A 23601-nucleotide genomic window follows, 5' to 3' on the forward strand; every position below is an offset into this window, starting at 1 on the left:
AGGTGAAGACGTTCTATGGCACCAAACTGCCGAATCCATTGATGCTGGGGACTGCGCAGTATCCCAGCCCGGCAATACTAGAAAAAGCATTTCGGGAAAGTAGAGCCGGGGTCGCCACCGTGTCCTTGCGGCGCGAATCTGGTGCCGGGCAGACGTTTTGGCAAATTATCCGCGACCTTGGCGTTTTGGTTCTGCCCAACACCGCTGGCTGCCATACCGTTAAAGAGGCCGTGACTACGGCGCATATGGCGCGCGAGGTGTTTGATACCAAGTGGATCAAACTTGAACTGATAGGCCATACCGACAGCCTGCAGCCGGATGTGTTTCAATTGGTCGAGGCGGCCCGCATCCTGACCGGAGATGGGTTTCAGGTCTTCCCGTACACCACTGACGATCTGGTTGTGGCAGAACGCCTGTTGGGGGCCGGGTGCGAGGTGCTGATGCCCTGGGGCGCGCCGATTGGGTCGGGGCGCGGGCTGAACAACGAATACGCGCTGCGCGCGCTGCGCGCCGAGTTTGCTGATGTCCCGTTGGTGATTGATGCGGGGATCGGCCTGCCAAGTCACGCGGCACACGCGATGGAGCTGGGGTATGACGCGGTGCTTCTCAATACAGCCGTGGCGCGGGCGGGCGACCCGGCGGCGATGGCGCGGGCCATGATGTTGGCGATCGAGGCGGGGCAACTGGCGCATGAGGCCGATCCGATCGAGGCCCGAGATATGGCTGAACCTTCGACCCCAGTGATCGGAAAGGCGTTTCTGTCATGACGCTGGACCGGTTTTACCCAATTTTCGATCACTCCGACTGGTTGCGCCGCATGTTGCCGCTGGGCGTCAAACTGGTCCAGTTGCGGATCAAAGATCAGCCGGATGAGGTGGTGTGGGAACAGATTTCTGCGTCACTGGACCTCTGTCGAGCACACGGCGCGGTGCTGGTAGTGAACGACTATTGGCAGGCCGCCATTGATGCGGGGTGTGACTGGATTCATCTGGGTCAGGAGGATTTAGACGATGCCGACCTGAAAGCCATCCGTAAGGCTGGGTTGAAGCTGGGTGTGTCCACCCATGACGATGATGAGCTGGAGCGTGTTCTGGCGATGGACCCGGATTATGTGGCGCTTGGCCCTGTCTACCCGACGATTCTGAAGAAAATGAAATGGGAACAGCAGGGTTTGCCGCGCGTAACAGAGTGGAAGGCACGGGTAGGCGACATTCCCCTTGTCGGTATCGGTGGCATGAGTGTGGAGCGTGCACAGAGCGTATTGCAGGCGGGTGCTGATATTGTTTCGGTTGTGACCGACATCACCTTGAACGACGATCCCGAAGCCCGCGTGCGCCAATGGATCGAGGTCACGCGATGAGCCGGTACGCGCGTCAAACCCTGTTGTCCGAAGTCGGGGCCGAAGGTCAGGCGCGCTTGTCCGACGCGCGGGTTATCGTGATTGGCGCCGGAGGTCTGGCGGCACCGGTTCTTCCCCTACTTGCCGGTGCCGGTATCGGGCAGATCACGATTGTAGATGGTGACACGGTTGCCTTGTCAAACCTGCACCGCCAGACGTTGTTTGCCGAAGCGGATTGTGGGCGGCCCAAAGCTGCGGTCGCTGCTGAACGGTGCCGCGCGTTGAATGGCGAGATCAACGTAATTGCGAGTGAACAGGCCCTAACAAGCGAAAACGCAGCCGACTTGGTGGCGCAGGCAGATGTGGTTCTGGATTGTGCTGACAGTTATGCCGCCAGCTATATCCTGTCCGACACGTGTTTTGGCGCGGGAAAACCACTGATCACCGCGTCGGTTCTGGGTCTGTCGGGTTATGTCGGCGGGTTCTGCGGCGGTGCCCCGTCATTGCGCGCTGTGTTTCCGGATGCGCCGGACAATGGGGCAAGTTGCGCAACAGCGGGCGTTTTGGGGCCCGTTGTGGGAATGATCGGTGCGATGCAGGCGCAAATGACGCTGAACCTGATATTGGGGCTGGACCCCTCGCCCTTGGGTCAGATGGTTCAGTTCGACGCGCGAACCCTGCGCAGCACCACTTTTCGCTTTGACAATGCGCCCGAGCCCGATCGGCATTTCAGATTTGTCTCCCCGGGCGATCTGACCGAGGACGACTTGATCGTTGAACTACGCGGCGAAGACGAAGCACCGAAACCCGTGCATCCGAATGCGCAGCGCCTGTCGCTCAACGCCTTAAAATCAGAGCCTAGCAAAGAGAAAACACTGGCTTTGTGCTGCGCCACAGGTTTGCGCGCCTGGCGCGCCGCTGAAGAATTACAACCGGATTGGTCCGGCGAGATTGTCCTCGTCGCGGCCGCAACCTCGTGAACAGAAGGAAACGCGAGACATGAAAAAGCTGATCACAGCCATCGCTCTGCTGGCCGCCGCGCCTGCATGGGCCGAGGACAAGATGACCGTGCTGCTGGACTGGTTCATCAACCCTGATCACGGTCCCATCATCGTCGCTCAGGAAAATGGCTACTTCGCAGATGAGGGGCTTGAGGTCGAGATCGTCCCACCAGCGGACCCGTCTGCGCCTCCGCGTCTGGTTGCTGCGGGTCAGGCGGATTTGGCCGTGTCTTATCAACCGCAACTGCATCTGCAGATCCACGAGGGGCTGCCGCTCAAGCGGGTGGGCACTCTGGTTGCGACGCCGCTCAACTGTCTGTTGGTGCTTGAGGACGGCCCGATCAAATCGCTTGCCGATCTGAAGGGCAAGAAGGTTGGATTCTCGGTCGCAGGCGTGGAAGAGGCGATCCTGACTGCGATGCTGAACGCACATGGTGTTGCACTGGACGATATCGAGCTGATCAACGTCAACTTTTCGCTGTCGCCGTCGCTGATGACCGGTCAGGTCGATGCTGTGATCGGCGCGTTCCGTAACTTTGAGCTGAACCAGATGGATATCGAAGGCGTCGCAGGCCGTTGCTTCTATATCGAGGAAGAAGGCGTTCCGCCCTATGATGAACTGATCTATGTCGCCAATCCCGACAAGATGGACACCGACATGATCGCCCGTTTTCTGGCAGCGACCGAGAAAGCCACCCAGTACATCGTCAACAACCCCGAAAAAAGCTGGGAAATTTTCGCCGCCACGTCGCCTGAGCTGCAGGACGAACTGAATGCACGCGCATGGGTCGACACTCTGCCCCGTTTTGCCCTGCGTCCAGCGGGTTTTGACGCTGGCCGTTATGCCCGGTTCGAAGAATTCCTCAAGGACAGCGGCATGATCGACAGCATCAACCCAGTCAGCGACATCACTATCGACGTGACGGCACAATGAGCGAGTACGGCAAGGCCTTCGCGCTGATGCGCGACGCGGCGCAAGGGCCGTGGCGGGACTATACCCGCCACGCTTTTGTCGAAGGGCTGAAGGATGGAAACCTGCCGCGTGACGCGTTCCTGCACTATCTGCGTCAGGACTATGTGTTTCTGATCCACTTTTCTCGTGCCTGGGCCTTGGCGGTGGTAAAATCGGAAACCCATTCCGAGATGCTGACTGCAGTCGGTACCGTGAACGCGCTGGTGGCCGAGGAAATGCAGCTTCATATTGGTATATGCGAGGCCGAAGGTATCTCGGGCGAGGAACTGTTCGCCACCCCTGAACGTGCCGAGAATTTGGCCTATACGCGGTTCGTGCTCGAGGCGGGCTATAGCGGCGATTTGCTGGATCTGCTAGCGGCCCTAGCGCCCTGCGTGATGGGCTATGGCGAGATCGGAGCACGGCTGGCGATCGAGGCCACGTCGGAGACCTATCGCGACTGGATCAACACCTATGCAGGCCCAGACTACCAAGACGCATGCAAGGCGGTGGGATCATTGCTGGATCAGGCTCTAACACGACGTATTGGACCGGATTTTGAAACTTCGCCCCGGTGGGACAGGCTGTGCCAGACCTTCCGAACCGCCACAGAGCTAGAGGTCAATTTCTGGCAAATGGGCCTGACACCATGACCTCTGCACCGGATCTAACCATAAGCGGCACGGCCACCATTGACGGAGCGACGCTGTTCGCGCCGCTTAGCCTGAACCTTGGGTCGGGACAGTGGACCTGTTTGCTGGGGGGGTCGGGTGTTGGAAAGACCACAGTCCTGCGCTTGATCGCAGGGCTAGAAACGGGCGCGGATTTCGAGGGCCAGATTACCGCAAGTGATGGTCAGACCGTGGCGGATCGCGTCGCGTATATGGCGCAGGACGATCTGTTGTTGCCGTGGGCGACAGTTGCGCAGAACGTATCATTGGGCGCGCGGCTGCGCGGTGAGACACCCGATATCGAACGCAGGGACCGTTTGATCGAACGGATGCGGCTTCAGGATCACATGGCCAAGAGACCGTCAGAACTGTCCGGGGGGCAACGCCAGCGGGTCGCGTTGGCGCGAACCCTGATGGAGGATCGGCCCATCGTTTTGCTGGATGAGCCGTTCTCGGCCCTGGATGCGCGTACACGAGCCGATATGCAGGACCTTGCCGCCGATGCGCTGAAGGGCAGGACCGTTCTTTTGGTGACCCACGATCCGGGCGAGGCCGCGCGGCTGGGTCAATCCATTGTGGTGATGACACCGCAGGGGCTGACCTCATGCGATCCCCCTGCCGCGCCTGCGCCGCGCCATGTGGATGATCAGGAAACGCTGGAAACGCAGGGTGCTTTGTTGCGACTGCTGAGAGAGGCTGCATGAAGATCCTGTCGGCCCTTGCTGCAACCGTGTTTGCGCTGGTTCTTTGGCAGGCGATCGTCAGCCTGACCGGGTTGCCGAAATTCATCCTGCCCGGCCCTGCTTTGGTTGCCGAGACATGGTGGCAGAATCGCTGGATCATCGCGGAACATACGTGGATTACGGCGGTTGAGGTGGTGATCGGTCTGGCCTTTGGGACGGTTTTGGGGGTTCTGACCGCCCTGCAACTGGCCAATTCACGCGCGGCGCGGGTGTTGGTGCAGCCGATGCTGGTCTTTACCCAAGCCTTGCCGGTTTTCGCGCTGGCACCTTTACTGACCCTGTGGCTGGGATACGGGTTGTGGTCCAAGGTCGCCATGGCCGTGTTGATCATCTACTTCCCGATCACGTCCTCCTTCTTTGACGGGCTGATGCGGACGCCACAAGGGTATCTGGACCTTGCGCGCACCATGCAGGCCAGCCCCCGCGCCGTGTTGTGGCACATTCGTATACCCGCCGCGCTGCCGTCGCTGGCCTCGGGGATGCGGCTGGCGGCCGTTTATGCACCGATCGGGGCGGTGATCGGCGAATGGGTCGGGTCCTCGCAAGGGTTGGGTTATCTGATGCTGTTGGCCAATGGGCGCGCCAAAACCGATCTGATGTTTGCTGCGATGCTGACGCTGGGGGTATTTTCCATCCTTTTGCACCTGATTGTCCGACGGGCCACTGCGCGCATGGCGGGCGAGGCGCGTTAACCATTCAGAAACTGATTCTGAGCCAATCTTTGAGTATGACTCAGGATGCCTTTGCCGAAGCCCCCTCATTGTTCGACTTTGACGAAGCCCCGGGGCAACCTTTGCCGACGGGTAAGTTGCCGTCTTATATCAAGGATCACCGCAAGCGGCTGCGCGAACGGTTCATGGCTGGCGGTTCGGCTGCCATGCCGGATTACGAGTTGCTGGAACTGGTCCTTTTCCGCGCGATCCCTCGGCAGGATGTTAAACCTCTGGCGCGTGCCCTCATGGACACATTCGGCGATTTCAACCGCGTTCTGACTGCGCCAGAAGAACGGCTGCGGCAGATCAAAGGCGTGGGCGATACGGTGATCACCGACCTCAAGATACTCGAAGCCTGCGCCCACCGGATGGCACGGGCGCGGGTGATGCACCGGCACGTGATTTCCGGCTGGGATGCTTTGCTGGACTATTGCCACACAACCATGGCGCACCGCGAGACTGAACAGTTTCGGGTGTTCTTTCTGGACCGCAAGAATGTGCTGATCGCGGATGAGGAACAAGCCAAGGGCACGGTGGACCATGTGCCAGTCTACCCGCGCGAGGTCGCCAAACGCGCGCTTGAGCTAAACGCCTCGGCCCTGATCCTTGTGCATAACCATCCCTCAGGTGATCCGACGCCGTCGCAATCGGACATCGACATGACAAACCGAATTCAGGATGCGTGCACAGCCTTAGGGCTGACGCTGCACGATCACCTGATCATCGGAAAATCAAATGAGCTGAGTTTCCGCTCCGAAGGGTATCTGTAGCTGTCACTCGACCCAGACCTCGACCCGGCGATTGACCTTGCGGCCCCAATTCGTGTCATCGCAAGCCATTGGCATCGCTTCACCAAATGCATCCACATTCAGTTCGACGCTGTCTGGCACCGTGGTCTCGACGGCTGCCACCACTGCATTGCGAACCGTTTTCGCGCGCAGCAGGGCGATACGTGCATTGCCTGCGGCGGGACCGTCGCCATCGCTGAACCCGACAAAGGTCAGCTTGCGCGCATCGAATGCCCCGGATTCAATCTGTTGTGCCAGTTGCCGTATGTTGGACCGCGATTGCGCGTCAGGCCGGGACGACCCCGCCTCAAACCGAAAGGACAGTGACAAGCGTGAGAGGGGACGCAGCGTTTCGATCATGCGCTGCAATTCGTCCAGCCCGACCTCGGGGCCGCCTGACGCTATGGCGTTTGCCAGCCGATCCCCTTGTAACCCGATCTGCATCATTTCCGGGGCTTGATCGACAAAACCAGAGTTTCGGATCTGTAACTGTGCCGCATCGCTTTGGGTATAGGCCAGAAACTGCCTTGCGATCCGGGGCAGGCGGCGGTTGGGCAGATACAGGAACATGGGCGAAGTAAGGGGATAATCCTCGGTCTTGATAGTCTGCCGCGTGGCAGAAAGCGCATGACCGCACCCCCCGGTCAACGGCAGCGCACGAACAGTGTCCAGTTCAGCCTGACTTGCCAACCCGACGGCGAACGGGTCTTTTGCCACCTTTTGCACAAGCGAACCGCTGTGAATATGGCGAACCACGCTTTCCGACAGGGCTGCGTCTGATGGCACAAACAACTGGTCCTCGGCAATCTGGGCCAGTCCTGAACCAGCACTAGGCAAATAGGTTGAGATCGGCGCATCCGGCCCCCCCAATTCGGCCCAGTTCATAATCTCTCCGGCAAAAACCCGAACCAGATCGGTTGGGGAAATCTGCCGCACGGGATTATCCATTGCAACGATCGGGACCAGCGCGTCCAATGCCACAACACGCGACCGGCGCACATGGGTCAGGTCTCCCAGACCGGCCGCCTCTGCCGCGGTTTGCTCATCATCGCGTATTTCGCGCAGGGCCATCACGATGTCGGTCTCGTTATTGGTCAGATCGACAAAACCCTGCCCTGTGTTGTTTGCGCTGAAAAAGAACCGCCCCAGCGGTGCATTCCGACCCGTTTTCTGCAGCTCGATCACGAGGTTGCCAGACTCGGAATCATGAGACGTGGCCAGCAACCCCTCTTGCCGGGCGAAACCTGTGATCAGTGCCGGCAGAACTTTTTCGGCCATCACGGACGAGCCTGAGAAACGCACCTCTGCCACGAAATCAGTCAGGCTGGGGCATGCTGGGCCGTCACACGTGACGCCTGATCCATCAACGGTCAGCGTTCCGAACGGAGTGTCCACCCGATAGAACTCACCATCAAAGCCAAGCAGATTGCCGACAACCTCAACCTTGCCGTCGTGGGATGTCAGGGTGATATCCTGCGCGGACACGTTTTTGGATAGCGTCAGCGAAATAAGTGCAGCGACCGCCACACGAAGAAAGGTCATAAGAAGATCGAGCCTGCCTGCGTTTAATTTGCGGCGATTGTCAGGTCTTCGATCAGATTATTCAACACAAGAAACTCACCCGTTTGGGTACAATTCGGCAGGTTGAGCGTCATCTCGCGCGATGTCAGCCGGCGATCCGAGCGCAATTCAAAGGACTGAACGCTCAGATCGCGGTCGCAGTTGGCGTCTGTCACTTCGGCTTCGACCGTCAGGGCAATTGACCCTGACTGGCTGATCTGAGCGGCTGGAAAGGAATACACTTCGACATTGCGCGCGCTTTCCAGACCGGAATGGCCAAGAGTAACGACATTGCCCGCGCCCTGCGCATTCGGATCAGAGGAAACATGACCCGCGCCGCCATAGCTTGCCCCAAATTCAAGGGCATGGATTTGCAGATCGGTCTCGCCCGTCCACTGAAGGGCAATCCGGTTGTATTGGTTCAGGTCCGGGACATGCGTGGTTGCGACCGTACCATTCTGATCGTCGACCGAGATCAGAAAGATTGCATATTCGGACAACGCCGGAAGCGTCAGCTCCATCCGCCCGTTTTCGTCGGTCATCTGCGTCACGGTCAGGCCACTGTGCAGCACGTCAACCCGATGATTGGCGTGACAGGGCGCCCTGACAGTCAGCGCGGCGGCTGCACCCGGAACGGCATGCGCCCGCGCGCTTAGATTGCAATCCATCGGTTCTGAGGGGGCCGAACGGTTGGGTTGCAGGGATTTTCTGGATTGGGTCGCGTCCGTGGCTGGAGACGAGGAGGTCAGAACAATATCCTCCAGCCCGGCGATGATCGAAGCTTGGTCTGTCATTGCGGTCGCATTGACAACGGTCTGCGTGCCGTTCGGCTGCGCAGGTGATCCATTCTGCATCAGGTAACCGATCGCAAGGGCGCAGGCGACCGTGCCCCCGGTGGTCACGTAGTTCTTAATTACAAACAAGACACCCTCCCCAGTTGAAGGAGCGAGTCGCATACTGGAGATGAATCACGGCCAATATGTGGCCGTGAAACGGACTCATTGTGTCTGAATTACGTCGGCGTCAGGTCAGACGACCGTGGCAATGCTTGAACTTTTTCCCTGATCCGCAGGGGCATCTGTCGTTGCGCGACGGGTTGCCCCATGTGCTAGGGTCATCTTCGACAAAGCCGGGGCGCGCATCACCCGAGGCTTCTGCCTCGGCCTCTGCTTCGGCCTGATCCACCGCCTGATCGACGGCTTGTTGCGCCTGTGCCTGCTGCGCCTGCATTTGCGCCAACATCTCGCGCTGTTCTTCGTCGGTAAGCGGTCGGACGCGCGACAATTGCTGGGTTACAGTTTCCCGCAGACTGTCCAACATGCCTTCGAACAACTGGAAGCTTTCGTTCTTGTATTCGTTCAGCGGGTCGCGCTGGGCGTAACCGCGGAATCCCACGACCGAGCGCAGATGCTCCAGCGTCAGAAGATGCTCGCGCCACTTGCTGTCGATCGTGTTCAGCAACACCTGCTTTTCGATGTTGCGCATGTTCTCGGGGCCAAAGGCTGCAGCTTTTTGGGCCATCATCTCGTCCGAGGCATTGATCAGGCGTTCGCGCACCTGTTCGTCATCTACGCCTTCTTCGGCTGCCCAGTCCTGCACGGGGGCGTCGATGATCAGCTTGTCTTTGACCGCCTCATGAAGACCCTCGGTGTCCCACTGATCGGCGTAGGATTTCGGCGGCATGTATTCGTCGATCAGGTCGTCAATCACCTGTTCCCGCATATCCGACACGATTTCGGACAGGTCATCCGACGACATGATCTCGCGCCGCTGGCTAAAGACCACCTTACGCTGATCGTTCATGACGTCGTCGAATTTCAGGACGTTCTTGCGCATGTCGAAGTTGCGCCCTTCGACCTTGGACTGCGCGCGTTCCAGCGATTTGTTCACCCAAGGGTGAATGATTGCCTCGCCTTCCTTCATGCCCAGCGTGTGCAGGACCTTATCCAGACGTTCCGACCCGAAGATGCGCATCAGGTCATCCTCAAGGCTCAGGTAGAACACGGTGCGGCCCGGATCACCCTGTCGGCCGGAACGGCCGCGCAACTGGTTGTCGATGCGGCGGCTTTCGTGGCGTTCGGACGCCATGACATAAAGACCACCTGCAGCCAGAACCTTATCTTTCTCTTCTGCGTGCCGGGATTCCTCGGCAGAGCGAAGCTCGGCAGGGTCGGCCTCGGGATTTTCAGCCAACGCCTGCAGGACCTTCATCTCGACATTGCCGCCAAGCTGAATGTCGGTGCCGCGGCCCGCCATGTTGGTGGCGATGGTGACGGCACCGAACCGGCCTGCATCGGCGACGATCTGCGCCTCTTGCTCGTGCTGGCGCGCGTTCAGGACGTTGTGCTCGACACCTTCCTTCGTCAGCATCTGGCTCAGAAGTTCGGACTTTTCGATCGAGGTAGTGCCCAGAAGGACGGGCTGCCCGCGTTCCTGCGCTTCCTTTGTTTCCTGGATCATCGCGCCGTATTTTTCTCCAGCGGTGCGATAAACCTGATCGTCTTCATCCGCACGGGCGATCGGCTTGTTGGTCGGAACCTCGACCACGCCCAGACCGTAAATTTCCTGAAATTCTTCGGCCTCTGTCAACGCGGTGCCGGTCATACCGCCCAGCTTGTCATACAGACGGAAATAGTTCTGGAAGGTCACGCTGGCCAGCGTCACGTTTTCCGGCTGAATAGGCACACCTTCCTTGGCTTCGATGGCCTGATGCAGACCTTCCGACAGACGGCGGCCCGGCATCATACGGCCGGTGAATTCGTCGATCAGAACTACGTTGCCATCACGCACGATGTAATCCTTGTCGCGCGTGAACAGCTTGTGCGCGCGCAGGCCCTGATTCACATGGTGAACAACCGTGGTGCTTTCAGGATCATACAGCGAATGGCCTTCGGGGATCAGTCCGCCGGCGATCAGTTGCTGTTCGAGGAACTCGTTGCCCTCATCCGTAAAGGTCACGCTGCGGGATTTTTCGTCCAACGAGAAATGGTCGTCCTGCAAGGACGGGATCAGCGCATCAATCGTGGTATAAAGCTCGGACCGATCCTGTGACGGGCCCGAGATGATCAGCGGCGTCCGAGCCTCGTCAATCAGGATCGAGTCAACCTCGTCCACGATCGCAAAATTGTGGTGGACCTGATAAATCTCGGCCAGATCGGCCTTCATGTTGTCGCGCAGATAGTCAAAGCCCAGTTCGTTGTTGGTGGCGTAGGTCACGTCACAGGCATAGGCGGCTTTTTTCTCGGCATCGGGCTGGCCCGACCAGATAACACCAGTGGTCATGCCGACAGCGCCGAACACCTTGCCCATCCATTCCGAGTCGCGCTTGGCCAGGTATTCGTTCACCGTAACAACATGAACGCCCTTGCCGGTCAGTGCGTTCAGATAAGCGGGGAAAGTGGCGACCAGCGTCTTGCCCTCACCCGTTTTCATTTCCGAGATGTTGCCCTGATGCAGGAAGGCCCCGCCCATCAACTGCACGTCGAACGCGCGCAGACCCAAGGCCCGCTTGGCCCCTTCGCGGACGTTGGCAAAGGCTTCGGGCAGAAGGGCGTCAAGACTTTCGCCATCCAGTGCGCGTTTGCGCAGCTCGGCGGTCTTTTCGATCAGACCCTCATCGGACAATTTCTCGAACTCGGGCTCCAGCGCATTGATCTGTTCGATCAGCGGGCGGGTCGCCTTGATCTTGCGGTCGTTCGGTGTTCCGAACACCTTTTTGGCGAGCGTTCCGAGTCCCAGCATGTTCACTCCAGCGGATCTGTTCTTGTCTTGGTTGCGACAGGCTTGCCCACCTTGCGCGCAACCCATAGATACGGGGGGTGAAAGGCGGCCCTGTCTAAGGCTTCAAAGCGATGTAAGCGGCAGGTTCCTGAGTGTCAACGCTGCGCCCCGTCGTGGCAAAGAAATAGGATGATTCAATGCCCAAAGGCTTCACTTTTCTGCCATCTCTGGCCCTGACTGCCATGATGGCCCTGCCGCTGGCCGCCGAAACACAGCCTGATGCCAGTACGGTTGTTGCCCGCGTGAACGGGGACGAGATCACTTTGGGCCATGTCATCGCTACTGTTGCGACCCTGCCGCCCAACTATCAGCAGATCGAAGACGATGTTCTGTACGACTTCATCATCGAGCAACTGGTCCAGCAGCAATTGCTGGGACAGCAGCAGGAAGCGCTGACGAAATTGAACGCCCTTGCGCTGGCGAATGAGACCCGGTCGTTGCTGGCAGTTCAGACCGTGAATGCGCTGATCGAGGATGCGGTTACCGAGGAAGCCATCCAATCTGCCTACGACGCGCAGTATGCGCAGTTTGAGGGCGAGGATGAATTCAACGCCAGCCACATCCTTGTGGCGACGGAAGACGAGGCAAAGGAAATCAAGACCCAGCTTGATGACGGCGCGGATTTTGCTGAACTTGCCAAAGAGAAATCGACAGGCCCGTCCGGACCCAATGGCGGTTCACTGGGATGGTTCGGCAAAGGCCAGATGGTGCCCGAGTTTGAGGCCGCTGTTCTGGAACTGGAGCAAGGTCAGGTTTCCGACCCGGTGCAAACTCAGTTCGGCTGGCATGTTGTGACATTGAATGACAGACGCAAATCCGAAGCCCCGGAGCTGGATGCCATCCGCGATGAACTGACACAGACGGTTCAAAACGAAGCGATTCAGGCCCGTATCGAAGAATTGACTGAGGCAGCACAGATCGAGCGGCCCGAACTGGAAGGGGTAAGCCCCGACGTCGTTCGCCAGATTGAGTTGATTCAGGAGTAAGCGACCGTGGCGACGATCACCAAAGTTTCGCCGCTGGCTCCGGCGGCGTTTCCTGAATTGCCCGCGATTGACGGGGTGCGCTTTACCACGGTTGAAGCGGGCGTGCGCTATCAGGGCCGGACCGATGTGATGCTGGCGGTGCTGGATCCCGGTACCTCGGTGGCGGGGGTGTTCACGCGCTCGGCCACTCGCGCGGCACCCGTATTGGATTGTCAGGACAAAATCGGCGGGGCCAGCGATGGCCCGGCGGCGATCCTTGTGAATTCAGGCAATGCCAATGCGTTCACCGGGCATCACGGCCGGACATCGGTGACCGAGCTGACGCAAGCCGTGTCCAAAGCCACTGGTGTTGCGGTGGAACGGGTATTCACCTCGTCAACTGGCGTGATCGGTGAGCCGCTGCCCCATGACAAGATCACCGCCCAGCTTGAAGCGTTGAAATCGGGCCTCAGCCGCCACGCGATCGAGGATGCTGCGCGGGCGATCATGACCACCGACACCTTCCCCAAGGGGGCCTCGACGCAGGTTGAGATTGATGGAAAAACAGTCTCTATTGCGGGGATCGCCAAGGGTTCTGGTATGATCGCGCCGGATATGGCGACGATGTTGGTTTACATCTTCACCGATGCGGTGGTCGAGCAATCGGCGCTGCAGTCGATGCTGGGCACGCAGACGGATCGTACCTTCAACTGCATCACCGTGGACAGCGATACCTCGACCTCGGACACCCTATTGTTGTGTGCAACCGGGGCCTCGGGTGTGGATGCCACTGGCAACGCGGGTTTTGCGCAGGCGCTTGAGGCTGTGATGCTGGACCTTGCACAGCAGGTGGTGCGCGACGGCGAAGGGGCCACGAAATTCGTAGAAATCCGTGTGACTGGCGCGGCCTCGGACGCGGATGCCAAGGTGCATGGGCTGGCGATTGCCAACTCACCGCTGGTGAAAACGGCGATTGCGGGCGAAGACCCCAATTGGGGCCGCGTGGTCATGGCCATCGGGAAATCCGGTGCCGCCGCCGACCGCGACCGTCTGAGTATCTCTTTCGGCGATATTCTGGTGGCCGAGAAAGGCTGGGTTAGCCCTGACTACCGCGAGGAAGACGCGGCCGCTTATATGAAAGGCCAAGACTTGGTGGTCGCGGTCGATCTGGGTTTGGGTGAGGGCGCATCCACCGTTTGGACCTGCGACCTGACCCACGGCTATATCGAGATCAACGCGGATTATCGTTCATGAAGACCGTTTTGGTGTCGGCTGTCGCCCTGATCGACGTCGAAGGCCGGGTGCTGCTAGCGCAGCGCCCGGAGGGCAAGTCCATGGCTGGTTTGTGGGAGTTCCCCGGCGGAAAGATCGAACCCGGCGAAACCCCCGAGGCCGCCCTGATCCGCGAGCTGGAGGAAGAACTGGGCATCAACACCTGGGCCTCGTGCCTTGCGCCACTGACTTTTGCCAGCCACAGCTATGACGATTTCCACCTGCTTATGCCTTTGTTTGCTTGCCGCAAGTGGGAGGGTATCCCGCAGTCCAAAGAGGGTCAGGCATTGAAGTGGGTGCGGGCGAATGAGTTGCGGAATTACCCGATGCCCGCGGCGGATGTGCCGCTGATTCCGATACTGAGGGATTGGTTGTAGTATGTTCATAAAATGCTTGCGAGCTAAGTCTCATAAGCAAAATGGGTTTGGCACAAAGAACGCATGTAGGGTGTAACATCCCAAGCGTCTTCGAGTTGAACTTCCCAGTTCGCCCAATACCAGATCTGCGACGCATGAATGTCTATTTCGCGGGAAAGAGTCTTGAGAAATTCTTGCCATTCTGGGTTTGTCTTTAAATCAAGCCCGGATTCGTCAAATGCTTGGATGATCATATCCGCCAACGTAAAGCGAATGTCTTCTCGACCAGACATTTCATCAAACAGTTTAAGATAAACACCTAGATCGGTGGAATCTACAACTTCGAATTCCCAATCCTGTATGCTCGGCCCGTTTCTTAATCCCAGCCTTTCTGAAATGAAGTCTGGTTTTGCGACTGTGCTGCCCAAGGCAACTGAACAATCATGCAACTGTTTATCCTGAAGCCAAGTACTTTACGCTCCACCCCTGTTACAATTCGTAAGAATTGAGAAAACATCAGGCAAAACTTGCCGCTGATCGTCCTCGTGTCCCGTCATAGGGGCAGTGGTGTCCGGGTCTGAACCGGACCCGCCATTTCCGACCCAAGGGAGGGGTTGGATAGGGAGGAGAAAGAGATTGGCTCAGACGCAGTCGGGCGCTGAAGGGATGACCTCTCTTCCGGCGCTGCTACACCGCAATGCGACGCAGTTCGGGGATTCCCCGGCCTACCGGGAAAAGGAATTCGGGATCTGGCAATGCTGGTCCTGGGCCGAGGCCGCCGCTGAAATCCGTAAACTGGCGCTGGGATTTCTGGAAATCGGCGTGGAAAAGGGTGACCATATCGCCGTGATCGGGCGAAACCGCCCGGCGCATTACTGGTCAATGGTAGCCGCTCAGATGGTGGGTGCTGTACCGGTGCCTCTGTATCAGGACTCGGTCGCCGAAGAGATGGCCTATGTGCTGGAACATTGCGGCGCGAAATACGTCGTTTGCGGTGATCAGGAGCAGGTCGACAAGGTCATCGAGATTCAGGAAAACCTGCATCAGGTCAAACACATCCTTTATACCGACAAGCGCGGGATGCGGAAATACGACCATTCACAGATGAACGCGCTGGACGACATTATGGCCGAAGGCGGCGCGGGACACGCACGGTTCGACACCGAGCTGGATAAGCGGATCGCCGCGATCACCTATGACGACACCTGCGTGATGCTTTATACCTCGGGTACGACCGGAAAGCCCAAGGGCGTGGTGCTGTCGAACCGTAACGTGATCGAAAGCGCAAAGAATTCCTCTGAGTTCGACCACCTGACACGGAACGAAGACATCCTGTCTTATCTGCCGATGGCCTGGGTGGGCGATTTCATCTTTTCCATCGGTCAGGCTTATTGGTGCGGCTTCTGCGTGAACTGCCCCGAAAGTGCCGACACAATGATGACCGACCTGCGCGAAATCGGGCCGACCTATTTCTTCGCCCCACCGCGCGTTTTCGAAACCCAGCTAACCAATGTGATGATCCGCATGGAGGACGCGGGCAGCCTGAAGCGGAAGATGTTCCATAATTTCATGGCCCACGCCAAAAAAGTCGGTGGCCTGTTGTTGGATGGCAAGCCGGTCAGTTTTGGCGACAAGATGAAATACGCGCTGGGCAATATGCTGGTTTACGGCCCGCTTAAGGATACGCTGGGCTATGGGCGGTTCCGGGTGGGCTATACGGCGGGTGAGGCGATCGGGCCCGAGATTTTCGACTTTTACCGCTCGTTGGGGATCAATCTCAAACAGCTTTATGGCCAGACCGAGGCCACGGTGTTCATCACCCAGCAGCCCGATGGCGAAGTGCGCGCCGATACGGTGGGCGTGCCCTCACCCGCGGTCGAGCTGAAGGTCGATGACAGTGGCGAGATTCACTACCGCTCGCCGGGCGTGTTTGTGGAGTATTACAACAACCCGGATTCGACCGCCTCCACCAAGGATGCCGAGGGCTGGGTCGCGACCGGGGACGCCGGGTTCATCGAGGAAAGCAGCGGCCATCTGCGGATTATCGACCGCGCCAAGGATGTGGGCAAAATGGCCGACGGATCGATGTTTGCGCCTAAATATGTCGAGAACAAGCTGAAATTCTATCCTGATATCCTTGAGGTTGTGCTGTTCGGAAACGGCAAGGATCGTTGCGTGGCCTTCATCAATATTGACCTGATGGCGGTAGGCAACTGGGCAGAACGCAACAACGTTGCCTATGCGTCGTATCAGGAACTGACCAGCCATCCCCGTGTGTTAGAGACTATCAAGGCCCATGTGGAAGAGGTGAACAAGTCGGTTGCGGCCGATGAGATGCTGTCGGGCTGTCAGGTGCATCGCTTTGTGGTTCTGCACAAGGAACTGGACGCCGATGATGGTGAGATGACCCGGACCCGCAAGGTGCGGCGCAGGTTCGTCGAGGAGAAGTTCCACGACATTATTGCTGCCCTGTATGATGGCTCGCCCAATGTCTCGACGACGACCGAAGTGACCTATGAGGACGGGCGCAAAGGGTCGATCAGCGCTACGTTGCAAATCATCGACGCAGCGGTTGTACCGGCGGCACAGCACAAGGTGGCGGCGGAATGAGGGCCGTTCGAGCGCCGCTCGACCTGCGGTCTTCGCCCCGCCCTCCGTCCCGTTTTTGCGCAAGTCAGGGAGTGACTGATGCTGGATAGTTCCGAAGGATATGTCACCGAGGATGGCCGCAAGATCGGCGGCGTGGTGATGGAGATGAAGAATATCACCCTGCGTTTCGGTGGTGTGGTCGCGATCAAGGATATCTCGTTCGACATCCGCGAAGGTGAGATCCGCGCCATTATCGGCCCGAACGGCGCGGGGAAGTCCTCGATGCTGAACGTGATATCGGGGTTCTATGTCCCGCAAGAGGGTGAGGTCTGGTTTCACGGGGCGAAGCGCCCTCCGATGCGGCCTTTTGAGGTGGCACAGCAGGGGATTGCGCGAACCTTCCAGAACATTGCCCTGTTCGAAGGCATGAGCGTTCTGGATAACGTCATGACAGGGCGGCTGGGTTACATGAAGACCAACATTTTCCAGCAGGCGCTGTGGAAAGGGAAAGCCGAGGCGGAAGAAACCGAAAACCGCGAGGCGGTCGAGAAGATCATCGACTTTCTTGAAATCCAACACATCCGGAAAACTCCGGTGTCGCGCCTGCCTTACGGATTGAAAAAACGCGTAGAGCTGGCCCGTGCGTTGGCGGCCGAACCCAAGCTGTTGCTGTTGGACGAACCGATGGCAGGCATGAACGTCGAGGAAAAAGAGGACATGAGCCGCTTTATCCTGGATGTGAATGACGAGTTCGGCACCACCATCGCCCTGATCGAACACGACATGGGCGTGGTGATGGATCTGAGCGACCGGGTTGTCGTGATGGATTACGGAAAGAAGATCGGGGACGGCACACCGGACGAGGTGCGCAACAACCAGGAAGTCATCGACGCCTATCTGGGGGTGAGCCATGACTGACCAACTGACAGACATGAGAGGGGGCGAACATGCCTGATCAGCTGATTTTCGCGATGGAGGTCATCCTAAATGGCCTGATGGCCGGGGTTCTGTATGCGCTGGTCGCACTGGGCTTTGTGCTTATTTACAAGGCTTCGGGGATTTTCAATTATGCTCAGGGTGTTATGGCCCTGTTCGCGGCCATGACCCTTGTCGGGATCATGAATGGGCAAGTGCCGTTCGCGCATCTGATCAACGCGATCTTCGGGACGCATATCCACTATTTCGGGTGGAATGTCCCGGCGTTGCTGGCGATCCTGCTGACCATGGCCGTGATGGTGTTCCTTGCCTGGGCGGTGCAACGGTTCGTCATGCGCCATCTGGTTGGTCAGGAACCGATCATTCTGTTCATGGCGACCATCGGTCTGGCCTATTTGCTTGAAGGCGTGGCCGACCTGATGTGGGGATCCGAGATCAAGACCCTGGACGTGGGCCTGCCACAAGGCATCAACCTGTGGATCGACGAGACCACGTTCAACATCTTTGGCTATGGCTTCTTCATCGACAACCTGGACATCGTGGCGACCTTGATTGCGGCGCTGCTGGTGGCCGCGCTGGTGGTGTTCAGCCAATACACCAAGCAGGGCCGGGCGATGCGAGCGGTGGCGGATGATCATCAGGCCGCGCTGTCGGTGGGAATCTCGCTGAACTTCATCTGGATCATGGTCTGGTCGGTTGCTGGGTTTGTCGCGCTGGTTGCTGGGATCATGTGGGGCACCAAGTCGGGCGTTCAGTTCTCGCTGTCGCTGATCGCGCTTAAGGCGTTGCCGGTGCTGATGCTGGGCGGCTTTACCTCGATCCCCGGAGCGATTGTGGGCGGGCTGATCATCGGAGTGGGTGAAAAGCTGTTTGAATTCGCAATCGGCCCGATGGTCGGTGGCGCGACCGAGAACTGGTTCGCCTATGTTCTGGCGCTGATCTTCCTCGTATTCCGACCGCAGGGTCTGTTCGGTGAGAAGATCATCGAGAGGGTGTAGCGATGCAGAAAATGATTGCCATCATCAATGTGATCGCATGGTCGGGGTTCTGGGCTTTTGGCTATATCGCCGTCACCTCGGACGATCTGACCGCAACCCAACTGGTTGTCGCTGCGATCCTTGCCTTTGCCGGGCTGGTCACGGGCATCATGGCCTACATGAAACTGGTGCGCGCGTCAGAGGCGAGCGGATACGCAAAAGGGTCCAATCAACTGGACGCCGCAGCCCGGAACCGGGCGCAGGAACAATGGGGAAAGTGACACATGTTCTATCGTGAAGCCGGAGACTTCAAAGTTTCCTATGTGGATGACAGCCAGACTTTCCCGATCAAGTTCGACCGGTATCGGTACTATGTGGTTCTGGCGGTCGCGTTCGGGATCATACCGTTCATCATCAACGATTACTGGGCTAACGCGCTTTTGCTGCCGTTCCTGATCTACGCGATCGCGGCGATCGGCCTGAATATTCTGGTTGGATATTGCGGGCAGGTCAGTCTTGGTACGGGCGGCTTCATGGCGGTGGGGGCTTATGCCTGCTACAAGCTGATGACGGCCTTTCCTGACGTCAGCATGTTCATCCATGTCATTCTGGCCGGCGGCATCACTGCCATTGTCGGCGTTCTGTTCGGTCTTCCATCGTTGCGGATCAAGGGGTTCTATCTGGCGGTGGCGACGCTGGCCGCGCAGTTCTTTCTTGTGTGGCTGTTCAACCGGGTGCCGTGGTTCTACAACTACTCGGCTTCGGGTCAGATCAACGCACCGGAACGCGATGTGTTCGGGATCATCATCACTGGACCGAATGCTCCGGCATGGGCCACGTATCTGTTCTGCCTGATCTTTCTGACCGTCTGCGCCGTGATCGCACGCAACCTGACACGCGGCACTACCGGGCGTACGTGGATGGCGATCCGCGATATGGATATCGCGGCCGAGATCATCGGGGTGAACCCTCTCAAGGCGAAACTGACCGCCTTTGCCGTCAGCTCATTCTTTGTGGGCATCTCGGGCGCGTTGTTCTTTGCAGTCTATCTCGGCGCGGTTGAGGTTGGCGAGGTGTTCGGCATTACCAAATCGTTCCTGGTTCTGTTCATGATCATTATCGGGGGATTGGGCTCTATCTTCGGGTCCTTTGCGGGGGCGGCGTTCCTTGTGCTGTTGCCGGTGGTCCTGAAAGTGGTTGGCGCGGATATGCTGGGTTGGCCCACGGATATCGTGGCGCATTTGCAGTTGGTGATCGTCGGTGGGCTGATCATCATGTTCCTGATCCTGGAACCACATGGGCTGGCGCAGTTGTGGCGCGTCGCCAAAGAGAAACTCAAACTCTGGCCATTCCCGCACTAGGGGCAGGCCCAATCAGATAACGGGTGCAAAGCCCGAACCCAACATCGGACCAACCAAGGGAGGAGAAACCCGATGAAATTGAAATTGGCAACCGTGGCGCTGGGCGCCGTAATGGCGGCAGGACCGGTTATGGCCGATCTCGTATTCCCGTCACTCAGCTACCGTACCGGACCTTACGCGGCGGGTGGTATTCCGTTTGCGGATGGGTATGCGGATTACTTTACCCTGCTGAACGAACGTGACGGCGGGATCGGTGGCGTTCCGGCGAAGGTGATTGAATGCGAGACAGGGTATAACACCGAAAAAGGTGTGGAATGCTATGAATCGACCAAGGGCGAAGGTGCGCTGGTCTATCAACCGCTGTCGACCGGTATCACGTATCAGCTGATCCCTAAGACCACGGCAGACGGCATCCCGATGCACACGATGGGCTATGGCCGTACGTCCGCCAAGAACGGCGATGTGTTCAGCCACACGTTCAACTATCCTGCAAACTATTGGGATGGTGCCTCGGGCGCGGTGAACTACCTGCTGGAAGAGAATGGCGGGGACCTGAGCGGCAAGAAAATTGCTCTGGTCTACCACAACTCGGCCTATGGCAAGGAACCGATCCGCACGTTGGAAGAGCTTTCGGCCAAGCATGGCTTTGAGCTTGTCGCCCTGCCGGTTGACCATCCGGGCCAGGAACAGAAATCGCAGTGGCTGCAAATCCGCCGTGATCGCCCCGATTATGTTCTGATGTGGGGCTGGGGCGTCATGAACCAGGTGGCCGTTCAGGAAGCTGCCAACATCCGTTACCCGATGGAAAACTTCATCGGTATCTGGTGGTCCGGTTCTGAAAACGATGTGCTGCCAGCGGGCGAGGCCGCAAACGGCTATAAGGCGCTGACCTTCCACAACGTGGGCACGGATTTCCCGGTCTTTGACGATCTGAAGACGCATGTCGTCGATGCGGGTAAAGCTGCCGGTGCTGGCGATCAGGTCGGTACGGTTCTGTACAACCGTGGTCTTTATGCCGCGATGCTTGCGGCCGAAGCTGCCAAGAAAGCGCAGGAAATCCACGGTACTGCCGACATCACCCCTGCGATGATGCGCGACGGTATGGAGGCGCTGGAAATCAACGAAGCCAAGATGACCGAACTGGGTCTGCCTGGTTTTGGTCCGGCATTCTCGGTCTCGTGTGAGAACCACGGCGGGGACGCTCTGGTTGGTGTGACCCAATGGGATGCGGCCAACAAAACCTGGAGCCTGATTTCCGAGTTCAAGGCAACCGATGGCGACGTGATCGGTCCGCTGATCGACGAAGACTCGAGCGCTTATGCGTCGGAAAACAACATCGGATCGCGCTGCTGATCCGGCGTACTGAAATCCGGGGCGGCGGCAGACCGCCGTCCCGACCCCAACACTCGCACGAGGACACGCGCTGATGCTGGATGCGGCTCAAACCACTGACGTGCAGGCGGAAACCCTGCTTGAAGTCAACAATATCGAGGTGATCTACAACCATGTGATCCTCGTCCTTAAGGGTGTCAGCCTGACCGTTCCCAAAGGCGGTATTACTGCTCTGCTCGGTGGTAATGGCGCGGGCAAGACGACGACGCTCAAGGCGGTGTCGAACCTGCTGCATTCGGAACGGGGCGAAGTCACCAAAGGGTCGATCAAGTATCGCGGCGCAAGCGTGCATGAAAGCGATCCGGCGGATCTGGTTGAAAAAGGCGTGATTCAGGTGATGGAGGGCCGTCACTGTTTCGAACACCTCACGGTCGAGGAAAATCTTCTGACCGGAGCTTATACCCGCAAGGACGGCAAAGCCGCGGTCCAGAAAGACCTTGATCTGGTCTACACCTACTTCCCACGTCTGGCTGAACGACGCCGGTCGCAGGCGGGTTATACCTCGGGAGGTGAGCAGCAGATGGTTGCCATGGGCCGGGCGTTGATGTCGCGGCCGGAAACGATCCTGCTGGACGAGCCTTCAATGGGGCTGGCCCCGCAATTGGTCGAAGAGATTTTCGGCATCGTGAAGGATCTCAATGAAAAAGAGGGCGTGTCCTTCCTGCTGGCCGAACAGAATACAAACGTTGCTCTGCGGTTCGCCCATTACGGGTACATTCTGGAATCGGGCCGTGTCGTTATGGACGGACCTGCCGATGAGTTGCGTGAAAACCCGGACGTGAAAGAGTTCTATCTGGGCATGTCCGATGAAGGCCGAAAAAGTTTCCGAGATGTACGCTCATACCGCCGCCGCAAGAGGTGGTTGTGAGCGGGTGGAGGATCTGGCGATGACTTACTACGACGCACTCGAAACCCGATCAGCCGATCAGCGCGCAGCTGATCAGGCGCAAGGGTTGCGAGTTCAGCTGGAACGCGCCCAATCCGCGCCGGGGTTTCAGGCTCATCTGGCCGGGGTGGATACCGATGCGGTGAAAACCATCGAAGATCTGGTCAAACTGCCGGTTCTACGAAAATCTGAACTGGCGCAGGCACAGGCTCAGCGACCTCCGTTCGGCGGGTTCACGGTCACTCCGGCGCGGCATTTCCATCATGTGTTTCAGTCTCCGGGTCCGATCTACGAACCGGGCAACACCGATCCCGATTGGTGGCGCATGGGCCGGTTCCTGCACGCGGCAGGCGTGGGGCCGGGCGATATCGTGCAGAACTGTTTCGGCTATCACCTGACGCCTGCCGGCATGATATTTGAAAGCGGCGCGCGGGCCGTGGGCGCCGCCGTGTTGCCCGCAGGCACCGGCCAGACCGAGCTGCAAGTGACCGCCGCGCGTGATGTGGGTTGCACCGCATATGCCGGAACGCCCGACTATCTGAAGATCATACTGGATAAAGCGGATGAGATGGGTGTGGACCTGCAATTCGCTACGGCTGCTGTGGGAGGCGGCGCGCTGTTCCCATCCTTACGTCAGGAATATGCGGATCGCGGGATTTCGTGCCTGCAATGCTATGCCACCGCTGATCTGGGCAATATCGCTTACGAAAGCCCTGCGATGGAGGGGATGATTCTGGACGAACACATCATCGTCGAGATCGTGACCCCCGGCACCGGCATCCCTGTGGCCGAGGGTGAAGTGGGTGAGGTGATCGTAACCTCGCTCAACCCCGATTATCCGTTGATCCGGTTCGCGACCGGTGATCTGTCGGCGATCCTGCCCGGCCAGTCGCCCTGCGGTCGTACAAATGCGCGGATCAAAGGCTGGATGGGTCGTGCCGACCAGACGACCAAGATCAAGGGCATGTTCGTGCGTCCTGAACAGGTGGCCGCGCTGGTCGACAAACACGCCGAGATCGTAAAGGCTCGTGTCATCGCAGCCCGTCAGGGCGAGATGGATACAATGACCGTTCAGATTGAAAGCCCCAGCGGAGATGACATGACCTATGCCAAATCCGTGATCGAAGTGCTGAAGCTAAAAGGCGCGATCGAGGTTGTCGAACCCGGTTCGCTGCCCAAGGATGGTTTGGTGATCGAGGATCAGCGGGTCTATGAATAAAGTCTGCGGCAGTTTGTGCCGCAGATTTGTTCCCCTGTAGACTGGTGTTTCTTAGCGTTTTGGTCGATTAATGGCCAACTCTGCGCATTCGCCAGTTACAA

Annotated in this window: 23 protein-coding genes; 19 read left to right on the forward strand and 4 right to left on the reverse strand. The window is 58.4% G+C overall.

What is annotated here, in order from left to right; all coding sequences use genetic code 11:
- The first annotated feature begins 2 nt into the window (after window positions 1-2).
- From ACT2B1_RS01630 to radC, 8 genes are read left to right on the forward strand one after another with little or no spacing between them, the layout of a single operon-like run.
- Complete coding sequence (locus tag ACT2B1_RS01630) at window positions 3-767, forward strand: thiazole synthase (protein WP_171124151.1); 765 nt, start codon at window positions 3-5, stop codon at window positions 765-767.
- Entirely contained in the window at window positions 764-1360 is a 597-nt protein-coding gene (locus ACT2B1_RS01635; protein WP_481668445.1) for a thiamine phosphate synthase, read from the forward strand. Before ACT2B1_RS01630 ends, ACT2B1_RS01635 begins: the two co-directional genes overlap by 4 nt.
- Window positions 1357-2319 (forward strand): HesA/MoeB/ThiF family protein, encoded by a 963-nt coding sequence (locus ACT2B1_RS01640; protein WP_171240421.1) that lies wholly within the window; start codon window positions 1357-1359, stop codon window positions 2317-2319. Before ACT2B1_RS01635 ends, ACT2B1_RS01640 begins: the two co-directional genes overlap by 4 nt.
- Before the next feature lie 19 nt (window positions 2320-2338).
- Window positions 2339-3274, forward strand: a complete 936-nt coding sequence (locus ACT2B1_RS01645; RefSeq protein ID WP_481668446.1) for an ABC transporter substrate-binding protein — start codon at window positions 2339-2341, stop codon at window positions 3272-3274.
- The gene (gene tenA, locus ACT2B1_RS01650; RefSeq protein WP_481668447.1) at window positions 3271-3945 is read left to right on the forward strand and encodes a thiaminase II; all 675 of its coding nucleotides are present in this window, start codon (window positions 3271-3273) and stop codon (window positions 3943-3945) included. The genes ACT2B1_RS01645 and tenA overlap by 4 nt, the downstream gene beginning before the upstream one ends.
- Window positions 3942-4667 carry an ABC transporter ATP-binding protein gene (locus ACT2B1_RS01655; RefSeq protein ID WP_481668448.1) on the forward strand — a complete coding sequence of 242 codons (726 nt, stop codon included), beginning with the start codon at window positions 3942-3944 and terminating at the stop codon, window positions 4665-4667. The genes tenA and ACT2B1_RS01655 overlap by 4 nt, the downstream gene beginning before the upstream one ends.
- Window positions 4664-5398: an ABC transporter permease gene (locus tag ACT2B1_RS01660; RefSeq protein WP_171124160.1), complete on the forward strand. Its 735-nt coding sequence runs from the start codon at window positions 4664-4666 to the stop codon at window positions 5396-5398. Before ACT2B1_RS01655 ends, ACT2B1_RS01660 begins: the two co-directional genes overlap by 4 nt.
- A gap of 35 nt (window positions 5399-5433) precedes the next feature.
- Entirely contained in the window at window positions 5434-6189 is a 756-nt protein-coding gene (gene radC / locus ACT2B1_RS01665) for a RadC family protein (protein WP_171124657.1), read from the forward strand.
- A 3-nt stretch (window positions 6190-6192) separates the two neighbouring features.
- Here the strand turns inward: radC and ACT2B1_RS01670 are convergent, their stop codons facing one another.
- The 3 genes from ACT2B1_RS01670 to secA all read right to left on the reverse strand — a co-directional run bounded on the left by ACT2B1_RS01670 (window position 6193) and on the right by secA (window position 11508).
- Window positions 6193-7749 carry a phosphate ABC transporter substrate-binding/OmpA family protein gene (locus ACT2B1_RS01670; protein ID WP_171240417.1) on the reverse strand — a complete coding sequence of 519 codons (1557 nt, stop codon included), beginning with the start codon at window positions 7747-7749 and terminating at the stop codon, window positions 6193-6195.
- A 23-nt stretch (window positions 7750-7772) separates the two neighbouring features.
- Window positions 7773-8690 (reverse strand): hypothetical protein, encoded by a 918-nt coding sequence (locus ACT2B1_RS01675; RefSeq protein WP_171124163.1) that lies wholly within the window; start codon window positions 8688-8690, stop codon window positions 7773-7775.
- 100 nt (window positions 8691-8790) lie between these two features.
- The gene (gene secA / locus ACT2B1_RS01680) at window positions 8791-11508 is read right to left on the reverse strand and encodes a preprotein translocase subunit SecA (RefSeq protein WP_481668449.1); all 2718 of its coding nucleotides are present in this window, start codon (window positions 11506-11508) and stop codon (window positions 8791-8793) included.
- Between the two features lie 176 nt (window positions 11509-11684).
- On the opposite strand from secA, the gene ACT2B1_RS01685 reads away from it, so the two are divergent.
- From ACT2B1_RS01685 to mutT, 3 genes are read left to right on the forward strand one after another with little or no spacing between them, the layout of a single operon-like run.
- Entirely contained in the window at window positions 11685-12533 is an 849-nt protein-coding gene (locus ACT2B1_RS01685) for a peptidylprolyl isomerase (RefSeq protein ID WP_481668450.1), read from the forward strand.
- A gap of 6 nt (window positions 12534-12539) precedes the next feature.
- Window positions 12540-13766: a bifunctional glutamate N-acetyltransferase/amino-acid acetyltransferase ArgJ gene (argJ, locus tag ACT2B1_RS01690; RefSeq protein WP_171240413.1), complete on the forward strand. Its 1227-nt coding sequence runs from the start codon at window positions 12540-12542 to the stop codon at window positions 13764-13766.
- On the forward strand, window positions 13763-14161 hold the full coding sequence (gene mutT, locus ACT2B1_RS01695) for an 8-oxo-dGTP diphosphatase MutT (RefSeq protein ID WP_171240412.1): 399 nt from the start codon (window positions 13763-13765) through the stop codon (window positions 14159-14161). The genes argJ and mutT overlap by 4 nt, the downstream gene beginning before the upstream one ends.
- Before the next feature lie 23 nt (window positions 14162-14184).
- On the opposite strand, the gene ACT2B1_RS01700 is transcribed toward mutT, so the two are convergent.
- Window positions 14185-14589, reverse strand: coding sequence for a hypothetical protein (locus ACT2B1_RS01700; RefSeq protein WP_171240411.1), 405 nt, complete (start codon window positions 14587-14589; stop codon window positions 14185-14187).
- 217 nt (window positions 14590-14806) lie between these two features.
- Between ACT2B1_RS01700 and ACT2B1_RS01705 the strand changes: the two genes are divergently transcribed.
- The 8 genes from ACT2B1_RS01705 (at window position 14807) to ACT2B1_RS01740 (ending at window position 23500) form a co-directional block, all read left to right on the forward strand.
- Window positions 14807-16750, forward strand: coding sequence for an AMP-binding protein (locus ACT2B1_RS01705; RefSeq protein ID WP_171124286.1), 1944 nt, complete (start codon window positions 14807-14809; stop codon window positions 16748-16750).
- 78 nt (window positions 16751-16828) lie between these two features.
- Complete coding sequence (locus ACT2B1_RS01710) at window positions 16829-17647, forward strand: ABC transporter ATP-binding protein (protein ID WP_171123892.1); 819 nt, start codon at window positions 16829-16831, stop codon at window positions 17645-17647.
- A 29-nt stretch (window positions 17648-17676) separates the two neighbouring features.
- Window positions 17677-18663: a branched-chain amino acid ABC transporter permease gene (locus ACT2B1_RS01715; RefSeq protein ID WP_171124173.1), complete on the forward strand. Its 987-nt coding sequence runs from the start codon at window positions 17677-17679 to the stop codon at window positions 18661-18663.
- A gap of 2 nt (window positions 18664-18665) precedes the next feature.
- A complete protein-coding gene (locus ACT2B1_RS01720; protein ID WP_171123896.1) occupies window positions 18666-18923 on the forward strand; it encodes a hypothetical protein in 258 nt (85 codons plus the stop codon).
- Window positions 18924-18926: 3 nt separating this feature from the next.
- Window positions 18927-20003, forward strand: a complete 1077-nt coding sequence (locus ACT2B1_RS01725; RefSeq protein WP_481668451.1) for a branched-chain amino acid ABC transporter permease — start codon at window positions 18927-18929, stop codon at window positions 20001-20003.
- A gap of 72 nt (window positions 20004-20075) precedes the next feature.
- A complete protein-coding gene (locus ACT2B1_RS01730) occupies window positions 20076-21356 on the forward strand; it encodes an ABC transporter substrate-binding protein (protein ID WP_171123900.1) in 1281 nt (426 codons plus the stop codon).
- 73 nt (window positions 21357-21429) lie between these two features.
- Window positions 21430-22263 (forward strand): ABC transporter ATP-binding protein, encoded by an 834-nt coding sequence (locus ACT2B1_RS01735; protein WP_171123903.1) that lies wholly within the window; start codon window positions 21430-21432, stop codon window positions 22261-22263.
- Between the two features lie 19 nt (window positions 22264-22282).
- Window positions 22283-23500 (forward strand): phenylacetate--CoA ligase family protein, encoded by a 1218-nt coding sequence (locus ACT2B1_RS01740; RefSeq protein WP_171240409.1) that lies wholly within the window; start codon window positions 22283-22285, stop codon window positions 23498-23500.
- Window positions 23501-23601 lie beyond the last annotated feature (101 nt).

It is taken from the genome of Ruegeria sp. S263 (assembly GCF_056780525.1).